10 protein-coding genes are annotated in these 15,506 nt (G+C 55.0%); 4 read left to right on the top strand and 6 right to left on the bottom strand.

From position 1 onward, the window contains the following. Positions 1-151 precede the first annotated feature (151 nt). The 3 genes from ACQZ51_RS07230 to ACQZ51_RS07220 all read right to left on the bottom strand — a co-directional run bounded on the left by ACQZ51_RS07230 (position 152) and on the right by ACQZ51_RS07220 (position 2,874). Positions 152-1,360 (bottom strand): MFS transporter, encoded by a 1,209-nt coding sequence (locus ACQZ51_RS07230; protein WP_448776201.1) that lies wholly within the window; start codon positions 1,358-1,360, stop codon positions 152-154. Between the two features lie 27 nt (positions 1,361-1,387). Next, positions 1,388-2,185, bottom strand: coding sequence for a class II glutamine amidotransferase (locus ACQZ51_RS07225; RefSeq protein WP_448776200.1), 798 nt, complete (start codon positions 2,183-2,185; stop codon positions 1,388-1,390). A gap of 68 nt (positions 2,186-2,253) precedes the next feature. Further along, complete coding sequence (locus ACQZ51_RS07220) at positions 2,254-2,874, bottom strand: L,D-transpeptidase (RefSeq protein ID WP_192064268.1); 621 nt, start codon at positions 2,872-2,874, stop codon at positions 2,254-2,256. A gap of 371 nt (positions 2,875-3,245) precedes the next feature. Here ACQZ51_RS07220 and ACQZ51_RS07215 point away from each other — a divergent pair, with 371 nt between their 5' ends. The 4 genes from ACQZ51_RS07215 (at position 3,246) to ACQZ51_RS07200 (ending at position 11,077) form a co-directional block, all read left to right on the top strand. Beyond that, positions 3,246-4,655 (top strand): circularly permuted type 2 ATP-grasp protein, encoded by a 1,410-nt coding sequence (locus ACQZ51_RS07215; RefSeq protein WP_042617764.1) that lies wholly within the window; start codon positions 3,246-3,248, stop codon positions 4,653-4,655. A gap of 3 nt (positions 4,656-4,658) precedes the next feature. Further along, positions 4,659-5,600: an alpha-E domain-containing protein gene (locus tag ACQZ51_RS07210; RefSeq protein WP_448776199.1), complete on the top strand. Its 942-nt coding sequence runs from the start codon at positions 4,659-4,661 to the stop codon at positions 5,598-5,600. Between the two features lie 24 nt (positions 5,601-5,624). Then, complete coding sequence (locus ACQZ51_RS07205) at positions 5,625-6,440, top strand: transglutaminase family protein (protein WP_448776198.1); 816 nt, start codon at positions 5,625-5,627, stop codon at positions 6,438-6,440. 797 nt (positions 6,441-7,237) lie between these two features. Next, positions 7,238-11,077 (top strand): beta strand repeat-containing protein, encoded by a 3,840-nt coding sequence (locus tag ACQZ51_RS07200; RefSeq protein ID WP_448776197.1) that lies wholly within the window; start codon positions 7,238-7,240, stop codon positions 11,075-11,077. Between the two features lie 539 nt (positions 11,078-11,616). On the opposite strand, the gene araD1 is transcribed toward ACQZ51_RS07200, so the two are convergent. From araD1 to gguA, 3 genes are all read right to left on the bottom strand, one after another. Next, the gene (gene araD1, locus ACQZ51_RS07195) at positions 11,617-12,609 is read right to left on the bottom strand and encodes an AraD1 family protein (RefSeq protein WP_448776196.1); all 993 of its coding nucleotides are present in this window, start codon (positions 12,607-12,609) and stop codon (positions 11,617-11,619) included. A 96-nt stretch (positions 12,610-12,705) separates the two neighbouring features. Next, positions 12,706-13,902 (bottom strand): multiple monosaccharide ABC transporter permease, encoded by a 1,197-nt coding sequence (gene mmsB, locus ACQZ51_RS07190; protein ID WP_448776195.1) that lies wholly within the window; start codon positions 13,900-13,902, stop codon positions 12,706-12,708. Continuing rightward, positions 13,902-15,437 (bottom strand): sugar ABC transporter ATP-binding protein GguA, encoded by a 1,536-nt coding sequence (gguA, locus tag ACQZ51_RS07185; RefSeq protein ID WP_448776194.1) that lies wholly within the window; start codon positions 15,435-15,437, stop codon positions 13,902-13,904. The genes mmsB and gguA overlap by 1 nt, the downstream gene beginning before the upstream one ends. Positions 15,438-15,506 lie beyond the last annotated feature (69 nt).

Below are 15,506 nucleotides of genomic sequence, written 5' to 3'. Positions count from 1 at the left end.
GGAAATGCGAACTGTTGAAAGTAAACATGACTAATACAGGCAGCATTTGAAATACACGTTTCAAGCCCAATAACAACATGGCTTCCGACCTCTTCTCCGCCTGGGCAATCACATATTGGAGAGCACCGCAAGCAGGGCGCGACGACCCTCCTTACCGCCTACGCGCATGGCGTGTTACAGGTAGTAAAACTGCGCAGATGAGGATGCAGTAGGCGCCCATGACAATGATTTGAGATGTGAAGGAAACGCCGGAATCGATCAGAATACCGCCAAGACCGGGGCCAAGCGATGAGGCAAAAACCATGATGGCGACAATGACGGCGCGAATGGCGCCAAGAAATTTGACGCCGTAGACTTCCGGCCAGAGGCTTCCGAAAAGCGTTAGCGAGAAGCCGTCGGATATTCCGTAAAGAACCATGAAGGCGAAGACGACCCAGGGTGCATCGACGGTGCCAAGCAGCACGCAACCGCAACCGAATGGTAAAAGGTAGAATGGCAGCAAGCGAAGCGCTGAAAACCGGTCGACGAGATAACCTGAAAGCAACGAGTTCAAAACAGCCATGACAGCATAGAGCAGAAAGGCTGAGGCAAAGGTTTCGACCGCCCATCCCTTGGATTGCGACAGGTGAACCTGGTGAAAGAAAATGGTATTGCTGATGAAGGCAGGCGGCAGCATGCCGAGAAGCAGCAGGTAGAAATACGGATCGCGTAACACCTGGCCTCGCGTCCAACTGCGGGAAACGACCGCGTTTTGCGATGATGCCGCAACGACCGGGACACGTTCGATTTTCGTGAATGCGAGGAGAAAAGGCAGCACCAAAAACACGATGAATGCGGCAACGATAACCCACAGATTTCGCCAGCCGAACCCGGCAATAGCGGCCACCGAAAGCCACGGCAAAACCGCCTGCCCAACATTCAGGCCCAGCGCTGAAATAGACACGGCCCGCCCGCGCTCGGCCGCAAACCAGCGGCCGATTGTGGTGTAGGCTATGTGCACCATCATTCCCTGCCCGAACAGACGCAGGAGAAACAGACCAAAAATCAACAAAGCCAGCGATGTGGCATAGGCCAGGCTGACCGCTCCCAGTGCCAGCGCAATTGCTGCGATGGCAACAACGAAGCGCGGCGTTTTCACATCCAGAAGTTTGCCGAGCCAGACAAGACAAGCGGCGGATGCCAGGGTGACACCCATATAGAGAAGGCCGAACTCTCCATCGCTCAAGCCAAGGTCCTGTCGTATCTCACCTCCAGAGAGCGAGATGAAGAAGGTTTGACCGAAGGACGACGCAAAGAGCATTGCAAAACCGGCGCTTAGCCACCGAAGGTTTTCGCGCAGGAAAGTAAACAACTGGAGCATCCGATTTCATGAGATGTGCTCTGCCGTTCAGGCAGACATCACCATTCTGGGCTGTTCAACGGGGTTGAACGGTTCAAAACTAATATCCGTGCCAACAATCGTCGCGACGGTGTTGGCCGGGATGATGTCCCACCTCTCCACGCCGGTTCCGAAAGGTTCGGACGCGACGGCTATCCCCGCGCCGATATTGCGCCAGTAGAGCGTGGGTGGACGATCGTCACTGGACCATCGAAATGCGTGCAGCTTCTCGCCATCCGCATGGATGGCGCTAAACCTGACCGGCTGATCAAGATCGGCGCGAACCACCACATCCAGACATATCTGCAGGGTCTTCTTCAAAGCATCGACAGGATCACTATCCAGCCCCAGACCCGCTGCAATCAGGAAAATCGCCTCGCTATCGCCATTCCCCGCGCGCGAACAATAAACCTCATCCTGAATATGCGCCTCGATGGCACGCTTGACCTTCTCGTAGCCACCGATCTGGCCGTTATGCATGAAAAGGTGGCGACCAAAGCCGAAGGGATGGCAGTTGGCCATGGATACGCCGCCCGTGGTGGCTGAGCGCACATGTGCCAGAAACATGCTGGAGCGCAATTGGTGGCAAAGCGAGGTGAGATTACGATCCGACCACGCAGGCAAGATGCCGCGATAGATACCCGGTTCTCCCCTTTCACCATACCAGCCAATGCCGCACCCATCGCCATTGACCACCGTTTTCGCCTCTCTCGCCGCAAGCGACTGTGTGATGAGCGAGCTTTCCGGCTCGATCAGGAGACTGTCGAGCCAGACGGGAGAGCCGGTATAGGCGAGAAAACGACACATGATGGTACCGTTACAATGGAGGGGTGATCCAGCTTTCAAACTGCTGGATCAAGGCAATTGTTGGGTGATCAGGCCTGCAAGACAACAATGCGAGCACCCACAGGTACGCGCTCGTAGAGATCCACAATGTCATGGTTCAGCATGCGGATGCAGCCGCTGGACATGGCATGGCCGATTGACTGCGGCTGGTTGGTTCCATGCAGACGGAACATCGTGTCGTTGCCACCGCGGTAGAGATAGATGGCGCGCGCGCCCAGAGGATTGTTCGGACCGCCCGGCATGCCGCCCGCATACTTCCGGTTCCGTTCCGGTTCGCGGCGGATCATATTGGCTGTCGGTGTCCAGCTCGGCCACTCGGCCTTGCGGCCCACATAGGCATCACCCTTGAGGGCAAGACCCTGGCGTCCAACACCAACGCCGTAGCGCATCGCCCGGCCGTTGCCCATAATATAATAGAGGCGCCGAGCAGGCGTATCCACGACGACTGTTCCTGCCGGATGCGTGGTCACATAGGCGACTTCCTGGCGGCGAAGTTCAGGGCTGATCTTGTCCAGCGGCATGGCACCCATTGGGAACTTTTCGTTCGGCAAGGCGGCATAATTGGTCTTCTGTTGAACGAAGTTGGTGCTCGCGCAACCCGCAAGAAGAAGTGGCAGCCCGAACAGGACCCCCCGACGCGAAATAGACATATTACCCCCGGCTCATAGATCTTTCGATTAACAAGGAGTATGGTTTTATGGTTAACAAACCCCTAATCGCAGGCTCTAACACTTAACGAGCCACCACCTCGACCCGTTACTGTTGACGGAGCGAGCAGAAAAAAATGGCGGGAAATTAAGCAGGAGCATGCCTGCAACCCTAAAGACATGTGAGCAAATCGTATTTTACGATGAAACCAATTCACCCTCTGCCGCATTTTCGTGCAGCAACTATCAAAACTGCTTATTTTTTGTGTGCTTAGCACCGGTTTATGTTGAAAAAATTCTGAAGCGAGATCACGCTGGGTTCTTGCATTGCGAGCGTGCTTGTAATCAAATGGACAAAAATGGGGAACCTAAAGTTGGCATTTGACGAAATGATAAATGCGGACTCAACGCCGCGCAGCCCGTATGAAAAATACAATGAATGGTACAGCAGGCAGGACAGATCACACCTGATCCAGAAATCCCGCGATGCTGAAAACATATTCCGAAAGACCGGCATTACGTTCGCCGTCTACGGGCATGCAGACAGCGCTGAAAAGCTGATTCCGTTCGACATTATTCCCCGCATCATTTCCGGCCGCGAATGGCGCAAGCTGGCTCAAGGCATTGAACAGCGCGTTCTGGCGCTCAATGCTTTTCTGGACGATATCTACCACAAGCAGGAAATCATCCGCGCCGGACGCATCCCGCGAGAGCTCATTGAACGCAACGAGGCTTTTCTGCCTGAAATGATCGGGTTCAAGCCACCGGGCGGCGTCTATACGCACATTGTCGGCACCGATATCGTGCGAACCGGCGAAGACCAGTTCTATGTTCTCGAAGACAATGCCCGCACGCCTTCCGGTGTCAGCTACATGCTGGAAAACCGCGAAACAATGATGCAGATGTTTCCCGAGCTGTTTCACGAGAACAAAGTTCAGCGCGTCGAGGATTATCCGTATCAACTGCGCCACTCGTTGGCTTCGCTGGCGCCTCCCGGCTGCAAGGGAAAACCGCGCGTTGCCGTTCTCACCCCCGGCATCCATAACTCGGCCTATTACGAACATTCGTTCCTTGCCGACATGATGGGCGTCGAGCTTGTTGAAGGTTCGGATCTGCGCGTCATGGATGGCAAGGTCAAGATGCGCACGACGCGTGGATATGAGGCCATCGATGTGCTGTACCGGCGCGTCGATGACGATTTCCTTGATCCCCTCACCTTCCGTCCGGATTCCGCTCTCGGCATTCCAGGCATTATGGATGTCTACCGGGCTGGTAATATTACCATCGCCAATGCACCCGGCACTGGCATATCCGACGACAAGGCGATCTATTCCTACATGCCTGAAATCGTTGAGTTCTACACCGGCCGCAAGCCGCTTCTGGAAAACGTGCCGACATGGCGCTGTTCCGAGCCGGACAGCCTGAAATATGTTCTCGACAATCTGGCTGACCTCGTCGTGAAGGAAGTCCATGGCTCCGGCGGCTACGGCATGTTGGTTGGCCCGACGGCGTCGAAAAAAGAGCGCGCACTTTTTGCGGACAAGCTCCGCGCCCGGCCATCAAACTACATCGCACAACCCACGCTTTCGCTTTCCACAGTGCCAATCATGGTGAAAAACGGCATCGCTCCACGTCACGTTGACCTTCGACCCTATGTTCTGGTGTCCGACAAGGTGAAGATCATTCCGGGCGGACTGACGCGCGTCGCGCTCAAGCAGGGATCACTCGTGGTGAATTCCAGCCAGGGCGGCGGCACCAAAGATACGTGGGTACTGGAGGACTAAGCCATGCTGGGAAGAACGGCCAACGGACTCTACTGGATGTTCCGCTACATTGAGCGCGCCGAAAACATTGCGCGGCTGGTTGATGCTGGAATGCGTGTCTCCCTCACCCGCAGCGGCAGTACCGATGAGGATTGGGACGGCGTGCTGCAAAGTGCTGGTGCACGCGAAGAATTTCTCCAGCATCATGACAAGGTCACGACCGCTGACGCCATCGACTATATGTTGCGCGACAAGGCCAACCCTTCGAGCGTTATGTCGTGCATCGAGTTTGGCAGAAACAACGCCCGCATGGTGCGCACCGCGCTGACGCGCGAAACATGGGAAGCGACGAACGAATTCTGGATCGAACTCAAGACCCTGCTGGCGCGCAAGGTCAAAGCGGCGGAGTTGCCGCAGGTCATTGATGTCATCAAGCATCGCGCTGGTCTTGTCCGAGGTGCATTTCACGGGTCCATGCTGCGCAACGACCAGTATAACTTCTCGAGAATTGGCACGTTCATCGAACGAGCAGACAACACAGCCCGTATTCTAGACGTGAAATACTATGTTCTCTTGCCTGCGGCAGCCCAGGTCGGCTCCTCGCTGGATAACGCGCAATGGGAATCGATCCTGCGTTCGGTTTCTGCGCATCGTTCCTATGGGTGGGTTTATGATGCTGAGTACAAACCATCCAACATTGCCGACTTTTTGATCCTGAACGGACGAATGCCACGTTCTCTCGCCTATTGTTACGAGAAGATCGTCAGCAACCTTGGCCATCTTGGCGAAGAATACGGCGAAAAGCACGCAGCCCATGACACGGCTGCAACCATTCTGGCAACGCTACAGAAAACAACAATAAGCCGGGTGATGGACCAGGGATTGCACGAGTTTCTCGAGCTTTTCGTCAACAAGAACGCCCAGTTGGGCCAGGAAATCACGGACGGCTACCGCTTCTACCAGTAAGCGGACGTGAGGCGGGGATAAGACATGCGCTTGAAGATCAACCATACGACCGAGTATCTCTATGATGAGCCGGTCCCTTATTCTTTGCAGCGACTGCGACTGACGCCCGCAACCGGGCCAACGCAGACCGTTATCGACTGGAAAGTAACCGTCGACGGCGCCACATTGGAAGTGCGTTACGACGATCATTTTGGCAACCGTGTTGAACTGGTCGAGACAGAAGGCCCACGCAAGGCCGTCAAGGTCATCGCCTGCGGCGAGGTTGACACGCATGATAAGGCGGGCGTCTTCGGTAACCACATCGGTAACGCGCCCCTTTGGCTTTTCATGCGCGAAACGCCGCTGACAAAGCCTGGCAAGCTGATCAGAGAACTCGTGCGGCAATCAACGGGCGATACGCCACTGGAAAGACTTCACGAGTTGATGGCGCTCGTGCATCTCGAAGTGGCCTACGAGACAGGATCAACAGGCACCGAGACAACCGCGGAACAGGCTCTGGAAGCCGGCAAGGGCGTCTGCCAGGACCACAGCCACATCTTCATCTCCGCCGCGCGTCACATGGGCCTGCCAGCCCGCTACATCTCCGGTTATCTGATGATGGAAGACGTGGCAGAGCAGATCGCGACCCACGCCTGGGCGGAAGCCCATGTTCCCGGCCTCGGCTGGGTCGGCTTCGATGCAGCGAACAAGGTCTGCCCGGATGAACGCTACGTGCGTATTGCCAGCGGCCTCTCCTACCGCGATTGCGCACCGGTCTCTGGCATGCGCGTAGGGTTCTCTGACGAAAGCCTGACGGTATCAGTAAAGGTGGAGCACGCGCAGAGCCAGTCGCAGAGCTGATCCCCACTCAGAGGCTATCATACCCAACAGAAACCCACCGCCCATATCCGGCCGGTGGGTTTTTATATGGCAGAGATGTTTTCAAAGCCGTCGCGAAAAGCAGTTTTCATGGAATTGAATTTCGATAACCTACAATATTACTTTAGAATATACTGTAGTTTTAGCTGATGCTTTTTTTTGAGATATCTAATCCATCATTGTATTTCACCATCGCAACTAAATTTTCATTGCTTGAAACCACTAAAAACCCTCGAAAACCAAAAAAAGTCGTGATTTTGACGAACCAGGTCCGTTTTTATTTTATCCATAACTAAATAGCGACATTACTATTATGCCTGCTGAAACTGGATTTAGATTTCGGAATAGCACGAGCAGCATATGTCGCATTTTAAGACTATATGCCTCGTTTAGACTCGAAGAAGACTACAACAACACATGAGTCACACTCCCGCGTTAACTAATATTTTACGTATTATGGTAGATAGTGGCATCGTTCATATGAGGTGGTTGTGATCGCACGTCCTTGAGTGCGAGCTGGACATCGAAAGCTTTCATTAAAAAAGCTCTAGTGGATGATGGCGGAGGGACCAGAACTCTATGCGAGTTCTGAACGCATGATGCCCCCCGATGCGCCGGCTCAAACGAGCCATGTTCTGCTTAACATGCTATTGTCCAAATGGACGCTCACTCGACCGACGTTATCGTCGAGCGTTTGAGACGCTCTGTCAATTCGCGCATCGCGCAGGATTGGTTCGGCGGGTGGCGCTTTGGTCAGTTATCAACGGGGGCACGCGTCCATGACTTCTATTATTTCTTCGCTTTCCATAAAACAGATTTCCTCACTTTCAACCGCAACGGTCGCAGGTCTGAGAACAGATGACGTTGCGGCTCTCAGCACCAGCCAGATCGCCGCTCTTTCTTCGGCGCAGATCAATGCGATCACCACTGAAGCCATCACGGCTCTCAGCAGCTCCTCGATCAGCGCTATTTCCGCCAAGGCAATCGTTGGCTTGAATGTCGACCAGCTTACCGCGATCGGAACAGATCAGATTACAGGCCTTTCGACAGGCCAGATCGTTGCTATGTACACCAGCCAGTTGGACAATTTTTCGTCTGACAACATTGCGGCTCTGACAAGCACACAGGTCCGCGCGCTGACCGCCGCGCAGGTTGGAACACTCGATGCGAGTGAGCTCAACAGCTTTACGACAGATGAAATTGCTGCTCTCAGCGCCAAAGCGATTACAGGCCTGACGACGACCGCACTTGCGGGAATGAGCACGGATAACGTCACCGCTCTCTCTTCTACACAAGTTGCAACTCTGAGCACCGCACAGGTCGGCTCTATCACGTCCGATCAGCTTGGCGTACTCACCACAAGCCAGCTTGCATCTCTGACCGCCAAACAGATTGCTGCAGTCTCGACTGCCGCTCTTGCCGGGCTTCAGTCTGCACAGGTTGCGTCTCTGGGCACCAAGCAGCTTATCGCACTTTCAACGGCACAGCTTGCCGCTTTCAACTCCGACAACATCGCAGCCTTGACCAGCACCCAGGTCGGCTCTTTGAGCGCAACACAGGTTGCAACACTCGACGCTGCCGAGCTCAACAGCTTCTCGACCGCCGAGATTGCCGCACTCAGCGTCACATCGCTCGCAGGCGTTGGCACCGCGGTTCTGGCTGCACTCAGCACAGACAACGTTGTCGCACTGACATCCACGCAGATTTCCAAGCTTGGAACAGCTCAGATCGCCTCGCTGACATCCGATCAGGTCGGTGTTCTCACCACGGGTCAATTTGGCGGAATGTCCGCAGCACAGATCAAGACCCTGACCACAGATTCTCTCGCTGGTCTGCAGACAGCACAGGTTGCAGCTCTGACGACAATACAGCTCGCAGCTCTCACCACAACTCAGCTTGCTGCCTTCAGCTCGGATAATATCGCAGCACTGGGCAATACACAGGTTGCAGCACTTAGCTCTGCTCAGGTCGCAACACTGGACGCTTCTGAACTCAACAGCTTCACCACCGGCGAAATCGCATCCTTGAGTGTCAAGGCGCTGTCCGGTATTACAACAGCAGTCTTGGCAGCCCTCAGCACTGATAACGTGGTCGCCTTCTCTTCCACGCAAGTGGCGAACCTGAGCACTGCGCAGATCGGTTCGATCAGCTCTGATCAGCTCGGAGTTCTCACCACTGGCCAGATCGCGGCTCTGACAGCCAAGCAAGTCGCTGCAGTCACAACTGACGCACTCGCTGGTCTCGTGTCTGCTCAAGTTGCTGCTCTGAGCACCAAGCAGCTTCAGGCTATCACAACAACACAGCTTTCCGCCTTCACCTCTGACAACATCGCTGCATTGACCAGCACTCAGGTTGGCGCTTTGAGCTCTGGCCAGATGGCGACTCTCGACGCTTCTGAGTTGAACAGCTTCTCGACAGATGAAATTGCTTCCCTCAGCGTTGCCTCTCTCTCTGGCATCACGACAACTGCCCTGGCTGGATTGAGCACGGACAACGTTGTGGCCTTCACATCCACACAGATCGCCAAGCTTGGTACGGCTCAGATCGCATCCCTGACATCTGATCAGGTAGGCGTTCTCACCACAGGTCAAGTGGTTGGATTGTCTGCCACGCAGGTCAAAGCCTTGACAACCGACTCGCTGGCAGGGTTGCAGACCGCACAGGTTGGAGCACTCGGCACAGCCCAGCTCACGGCACTCACCACGGCCCAGCTGGCCGCCTTCAACTCAGACAACATCGCAGCACTTGGTACAACGCAGGTTGCCGCACTCAGCGCCGCTCAGGTTGCAACACTGGATGCAGACGAACTCAACAGCTTCACCACGGATGAAATTGCGTCTCTCAGCATCAAAGCCCTTCCAGGTTTGACAACAACCGCGTTGTCAACTCTGAACACGGACAAGCTGGTCGCTCTGACGTCCTCACAGGTCGCAACTTTGAGCACTGCACAGATCGGATCCATCACTTCCGAACAGCTGGGTGTCCTCACCACAGTCCAGATCGCATCGCTGACTGCCAACCAGTTGGGCGCTTTGACAACCGACATGCTGGCTGGCCTCCAGTCCGTACAGGTCGCAGCTCTTAGCAACAAACAGCTGACTGCACTCAGCACTGCCCAGCTCCAGGCATTTACATCCGACAACATCACGGCTCTGACCAGCTCACAGGTTGTCGCCTTGACCTCCGCACAGGTAGCAACTCTCGACGCTGCCGAACTGAACAGCTTCTCAACCGACGAGATCGCGGCTCTCAGCCTGACATCGCTGGCTGGCATTTCGACAACGGCGCTGGCTGGCCTCAGCACAGACAACGTCACAGCGTTGACATCCACGCAGCTTTCCAAGCTTGGTACCTCTCAGATTGCATCGCTGACATCGGATCAGTTGAATGTTTTCTCGACAGACCAGATCGCCGGATTGTCTGCTGTACAGGTCAAAGCCTTGTCGACCGCGTCCTTGGCTGGATTGCAATCCACACAGGTTCCAACACTGGGCACAGCGCAGCTCGCTGCACTCACGACGGATCAGTTGGCAGTATTCACTTCTGACAACATTGCAGCGCTGACAACCACGCAGGTTGCAGTCCTCAGCTCCGCTCAGATGGGAACAATCGACGCGACTGAACTTGGAAGCTTCTCGACCGACGAGATTGCCGCACTGACAACCAAGTCGCTTGTGGGCCTGACCACAGCCACGCTGGCTGGCCTGAGCACCGATAACCTCGTTGCTCTGTCTTCCTCGCAGGTTGCAAGCCTGAGCACCGCACAGATCGGATCGATCACTTCGGATCAACTGGCCGTCCTGACCACTGGCCAGATTGCTTCGCTAACGTCCAACCAGATCGGCGCGCTCACGACGACAGTCCTCGCTGGTCTCCAGTCCACACAGGTTGCGGCTCTCGGCACAAAACAGCTGGCAGCGCTGAGCACTGCACAACTGGAAGCCTTCAGCTCTGACAACATCGTCGCTCTGACAAGCGCACAGGTTGGGGCACTGACGTCCGCACAGGTCGCAACTCTCGACGCTACGGAGCTTAGCAGCTTCTCAACCGACGAGATTGCAGCACTCAGCGTTGCATCTCTGGCAGGTGTCACCACAACAGCACTGGCTGGCCTCAGCACAGCCAACCTCGTTGCACTCTCATCCGCACAGGTTGCCAAGCTGGGTACAGCACAGGTTGGATCCTTGACATCGGAGCAGGTCGGTGTTCTGACAACAGGTCAGATCGCTGGTTTGACGGCATCGCAGATGAGTGCTTTGTCAACCGACTCTCTGGCAGGATTGCAGACAGTACAGGTTGCCTCCCTTGGCACTGTGCAGCTTGCAGCTCTCACGACGGCTCAGTTGGCTACATTCAACTCCGATAACATCGCAGCCCTCACCTCCGTGCAGGTTGCCGCACTTAGCTCCGCTCAGGTGGGCACACTCGATGCAGATGAACTCAACAGCTTCACAACTGATGAAATCGCTGCGTTGAGCACGAAGGGCCTTGCTGGCCTGACAACAGCTGCAATCGCTACCCTCACGGATACGACGATTGAGGCCCTGACCTCTGCGCAGATGCAGTCTTTGAACAGCACACAGGTCGATGCCATCGTCGCAGCCTACACGTCTGTCTGATCACGGACTGGCCTAGACAATTAAAAAAGAACGGCGCGACATATGTCGCGCCGTTTTGCTGTATCACCGACCTGCAACCTCCCCTGCTTTGCATTCCACAAGGGGACAATTCAGGCCTCTTCACGCCGCACACGAATGCCGAGGTTTTTTGGCTGCCTTCGCAATTCTGATGCGGATGAATGTTTCGCGTCGATCATGACGCAAGGCTGGGCTTGACCGTGCTGTATTCGAACAAGCGCTGGTCAATGCTTGCGGAGGTGAACTACGCTCTGCCTGATGTAGCCCGCCGCAAATGACGACCGGCAACTCTCTCGTGCATCGCAACGCAATTTACCAACTTTACCCTCAGTATCTTCAGGACCATCGATCAGGCTGCAAACTCAGCATCCATAAGCCACCGCGACTTTTGCGAACGTCAGGTTTTCATCGTCACTCCCCTGCCATCCGATGGCGTCAGATAGAGCTTGCACAGGGGGGGCGGACAACAAAAAAGCCCCGAACCATAGGTTCGAGGCTTTTAGACAGAATTCAGAATCTGCTCAGAGCTGCTGGATCGATACCGTTTCTTCCATCTCGACCCGCAGCGCGTTGCGCAGCGGAAGCCCGAAACCTGCGGCTTCGATTTCGAATACATCGCCAGCTTCCGGCTTCACGCCATCAGCGAATGAGAGCGTCGCCGTTCCGAACATATGAACGTGAACCTCGCCTGGAGCGCGGAAAAGACCGTATTTAAAATGGTGATATTCAAGGTTCGCGAAGGTGTGGGACATGTTGTCTTCGCCAGACAAGAACGGCTTTTCGAAGATAACCTTGCCATCTCGCAATATGCGCGATGTTCCGCGAATATCCGATGGCGCAGCGCCAACGCGGATTTCCGGGCCGAAGCTTGCAGGACGAAGCTTGGAGTGCGCCAGATACAGATAGTTCATCCGCTCTGTCACGTGGTCCGAGAACTCGTTGGAGACGGCAAAGCCGATGCGAAACGCCTGGCCGTTATCAGCGATGACATAGATGCCAGCCATCTCAGGCTCTTCACCACCATCGAGAGCGAATGATGGCGACACAAGAGCAGCGCCGGGTGCTGTGGCCACATGACCATTGCCCTTATAGAACCACTCAGGCTGAACGCCCTTTTCACCAGCCTTCGGCTTGCCATTCTCAAGGCCCATCTTGAACATCTTCATGGAGTCCGTGAGGCTCTCTTCAGACGATTCACTGGTCTTCTTGTGCATGCTGTCGCGCGTGGCGGCCGACCCAAGATGAGTAAGCCCAGTCCCCGTCAGGTGCAGGTGCGCTGGATCGGGATGCGTGATCGGCGGCAGGAACTTGCCTTCCGCATAGGCTTCTTCAAGGTCCACGACCTCGCCATAGCCGCGCGCTTCTATGACTTGCGCCAACGTCTTGCCATTATTGGCCGCCTCTAGCGCTAGTTCATAAACGGAACCGGCATTGTTGACAGCACGCGCTTGGCCGCCATCTTCACGAACAGCGACTATGATACCGCTTGCATTCTTGATCTGAGAAATCAGCACGATATTTCCTTTCAAAGACGTTTGACGCCTACATCTCATGAAAGTGGCCGGAAACCGGCCACTTTAGTCAATCCAAATAGATGAGCCGAACGAAGGTCAGCCCTTGTTCTTGTTGTAGACGTCGAAGAACACAGCAGCCAGAAGCACCAGGCCCTTGACCATTTGCTGGAAGTCGATGCCGAGACCGACAATCGACATGCCGTTGTTCATAACGCCCATGATGAAGGCACCAATGACCGCACCAGTGATCTTGCCAACGCCGCCGGATGCCGATGCGCCGCCAATGAAGCATGCTGCGATAACGTCCAGCTCGAAGCCCGCGCCCGCCTTTGGCGTTGCAGAGTTCAAACGTGTTGCGATGATCATGCCAGCCAATCCAGCGAGCACACCCATGTTGACGAAAGTCAGGAAGCTCAAACGCTCGGTGTTGATACCGGAAAGCTTCGTGGCCTTCTCGTTTCCGCCCATTGCATAGATCCGGCGACCAATCGTCGTGCGGCGCGTGACAAAGCTGTAAAGCGCGATCAGCAGAAGCATCACGATTAGCACGTTTGGCAAACCGCGATAGGTCGACAGCTGATATCCGAGGAACAGGATAGCACCAGAGATCAGGAGGTGCTGCACCATGAAGAAGCCGAATGGCTCAACGCTGATGCCGTGACGCACATTGACCTGACGACGGCGCAGCGCAAGCACGAACAGGACAGCTGTAATGGCCAGTGTCAGCACCATGGACGTGGTGTTGAAACCTTCAATTCCGCCAAAGTCAGGCAAGAAGCCAGTGCTGACCACCTGGAAGTCAACCGGGAATGGACCGATATTCTTGCCGCCAAGCACGAACAGCGTCAGACCACGGAAAACAAGCATGCCTGCCAGCGTGACGATGAACGACGGAATTCGGTGATAGGCAATCCAGTAGCCTTGCGCTGCGCCGATCAAGCCGCCGACGCCAAGGCAGATCAGAGCTGCCAAAAGCGGGTTCATTCCCCATTGTACCGTCAAAATGGCCGCGACCGCTCCGACGAAAGCGACGATGGAACCAACCGAAAGGTCGATATGTCCGGCGACGATGACCAGCAGCATGCCGAGCGACATGATGACGATGAAGGAATTCTGCAGAATCAGGTTCGTCAGGTTAACCGGGCGAAACAGGATGCCGCCGGTATAAAACTGGAAGAAAACCATGATGGCGACGAGCGCAATCAGCATGCCGTATTCACGGATATTGGACCGGATATACGAGCCGACTGAAACGACGTTGCTCTCTTCGGTGGATGTGTTGGCCGAACTCATCAGTTCTTCTCCCCTGAGCGCATGATAGCGCGCATGATGCTTTCCTGGCTCGCCTCTCCCTTCGGCAATTCGGCGACAATCCGTCCTTCGTTCATAACGTAGATGCGGTCGCAATTGCCAAGCAGTTCGGGCATTTCCGATGAGATCATCAGAACGCCTTTTCCTTCGGCGGCGAGCTGGTTGATAATAGTGTAGATTTCGTATTTTGCGCCAACGTCGATACCACGCGTCGGCTCGTCCAGAATGAGGACGTCAGGATTGGAGAACAACCATTTCGACAAGACAACCTTTTGCTGGTTACCGCCGGAAAGGTTGACCGTTTCCTGGAAAATGCCCGACGACCGAATGCGCAGACGCTTGCGGAAGTCATTTGCGACAGACATTTCCTTGATGTCGTCAATGACGCTGGCAGACGAAACACCGGCCAGGTTAGCAAGCGTAGTGTTGTGCAAAATATTGTCGTTGAGCACGAGGCCCAAATGCTTGCGGTCTTCTGTCACGTAAGCGAGGCCTGCATCGATGGCCTTGCGGACAGTGCTGACGTCAACGGGCTTGCCATGGATCAGAACGTCACCGCTGATCTTGTGTCCGTAGGACTTGCCGAACACGCTCATTGCAAATTCGGTGCGTCCAGCGCCCATCAGGCCCGCAATGCCGACAACCTCACCCTTGCGGACGTTGACGTTGATATCGTGGAGAACCTGACGATCTCTGTGCTGCTGGTGGAACGCGTTCCAGTTCTTCACTTCCAGAATCGTTTCACCAATCGGAACATCGCGCGGCGGATAGCGGTCTTCGAGATCGCGGCCGACCATGTTGCGGATAATCACGTCTTCGCTGATCTCTTCATTATGACAGTCCAGCGTCTTGACCGTCATACCGTCACGCAGAACAGTGATCTGGTCAGCGACCTTGCGCACTTCATTCAGCTTGTGCGTGATGATGATGGAGGTCAGGCCCTGCTTGCGGAACTCGATCAACAGGTTGAGCAGAGCTTCCGAATCGCTTTCGTTCAGCGATGCCGTGGGCTCGTCGAGAATGAGAAGCTTCACGCTCTTGGACAACGCCTTGGCAATTTCCACGAGCTGCTGCTTGCCCACACCAATGTCGGTGATCAGCGTTTCAGGCGATTCCTTGAGGCCAACCTTCTTCAACAGTTCGCGCGTGCGGTTGAACGTCTCTTGCCAACCGATCACGCCATTCTTGGCGATTTCGTTTCCGAGAAAAATGTTTTCGGCAATCGAGAGAAGCGGAACGAGCGCCAATTCCTGGTGAATGATGATGATGCCAATTTCTTCACTGTCATTGATCGCGCGGAAATTTCGCAGCTGACCTTCATAGTGAATTTCGCCATCATAGGTGCCGGCAGGGTAAACACCCGAAAGGACCTTCATCAGGGTCGACTTTCCAGCGCCGTTTTCGCCGACAAGTGCGTGTATCTCACCTTGGCGAACCTTCAGGTTCACATTCTCCAGAGCTTTCACGCCCGGGAATGTCTTGGTGATATTCCGCATTTCGAGAAGGGTATTATCCATATCGCAATCCAGCGCCGTACAATCCGGCGTTCTTATTTGAAGAAGCGGGGATGGACGAATGCCCATCCC

It is taken from the genome of Agrobacterium sp. CG674 (assembly GCF_053521645.1).
The sequence above is the reverse complement of the archived record's forward strand: the minus strand, read 5'-3'. Positions and strand labels throughout refer to the sequence as shown.

Bases quoted from the DNA above. Each gene is read 5' to 3' on its own strand.
- ACQZ51_RS07230 (WP_448776201.1), bottom strand. From the start codon at position 1,360: ATGCTCCAGTTGTTTACTTTCCTGCGCGAAAACCTTCGGTGGCTAAGC.
- ACQZ51_RS07225 (WP_448776200.1), bottom strand. From the start codon at position 2,185: ATGTGTCGTTTTCTCGCCTATACCGGCTCTCCCGTCTGGCTCGACAGT.
- ACQZ51_RS07220 (WP_192064268.1), bottom strand. From the start codon at position 2,874: ATGTCTATTTCGCGTCGGGGGGTCCTGTTCGGGCTGCCACTTCTTCTT.
- ACQZ51_RS07210 (WP_448776199.1), top strand. From the start codon at position 4,659: ATGCTGGGAAGAACGGCCAACGGACTCTACTGGATGTTCCGCTACATT.
- ACQZ51_RS07205 (WP_448776198.1), top strand. From the start codon at position 5,625: ATGCGCTTGAAGATCAACCATACGACCGAGTATCTCTATGATGAGCCG.
- ACQZ51_RS07200 (WP_448776197.1), top strand. From the start codon at position 7,238: ATGACTTCTATTATTTCTTCGCTTTCCATAAAACAGATTTCCTCACTT.
- mmsB (WP_448776195.1), bottom strand. From the start codon at position 13,902: ATGAGTTCGGCCAACACATCCACCGAAGAGAGCAACGTCGTTTCAGTC.
- gguA (WP_448776194.1), bottom strand. From the start codon at position 15,437: ATGGATAATACCCTTCTCGAAATGCGGAATATCACCAAGACATTCCCG.